Genomic DNA, 920 nt, shown 5'->3' on the forward strand with positions numbered 1-920 from the left:
CGGGGTGAGAGAGGGAGCTACAACGGCGGCGCGGCAGTTCCTCGAAGGCGAGTTATTGTAGCCATCCGGGGTGAGAGAGGGAGCTACAACCTCGCTGGAGTGGTTTCTGTGCGGGCCGGAATTGTAGCCATCCGGGGTGAGAGAGGGAGCTACAACACGGCCAGGCGCGCTTGCAGGCTGCCGTAGATTGTAGCCATCCGGGGTGAGAGAGGGAGCTACAACCGCCATGTCGGCCAGCTCGCCGCTGGCCTCATTGTAGCCATCCGGGGTGAGAGAGGGAGCTACAACCAGCTGCTCCACCGTTTGCGACAGCGCCGCATTGTAGCCATCCGGGGTGAGAGAGGGAGCTACAACCGCGTCGGGCAAGTCATTGCCAGCGCGGTAATTGTAGCCATCCGGGGTGAGAGAGGGAGCTACAACAATGCCGGTGCAAGAGGCGCAGCGCCGGCAATTGTAGCCATCCGGGGTGAGAGAGGGAGCTACAACGCAGTGGGCGGTGACGCCGACCGCGTGCACATTGTAGCCATCCGGGGTGAGAGAGGGAGCTACAACGCGCGTCTGGCAAATGTCTGGCGCCATCCAATTGTAGCCATCCGGGGTGAGAGAGGGAGCTACAACGCCGGCAGGCGTAGCTGTCGTGGACGAAGCATTGTAGCCATCCGGGGTGAGAGAGGGAGCTACAACCTACCAGCAAGCCGTCGCGCAGATGGATGAATTGTAGCCATCCGGGGTGAGAGAGGGAGCTACAACGTGACCGCCGCAGGCCGCCGCACCGGCTTGATTGTAGCCATCCGGGGTGAGAGAGGGAGCTACAACCAAGATGATCGCCAGCGCCAAGGTGCAGGTATTGTAGCCATCCGGGGTGAGAGAGGGAGCTACAACAAGCACAACAAGGCCCTGCTCGAGGCTGGCATTGTAGC

General features: G+C 61.7%; 1 protein-coding gene. It reads right to left on the minus strand.

Annotated features, from left to right (window positions below; translation table 11 throughout):
• Nucleotides 1-579 (minus strand): hypothetical protein (locus ACK4TH_RS12325; protein WP_409626869.1); only part of this gene is annotated, 579 nt, incomplete at its 3' end.
• Nucleotides 580-920: the final 341 nt, after the last annotated feature.

It is taken from the genome of Tepidimonas sp. (assembly GCF_046292505.1).
GTDB lineage: Bacteria > Pseudomonadota > Gammaproteobacteria > Burkholderiales > Burkholderiaceae_C > Tepidimonas.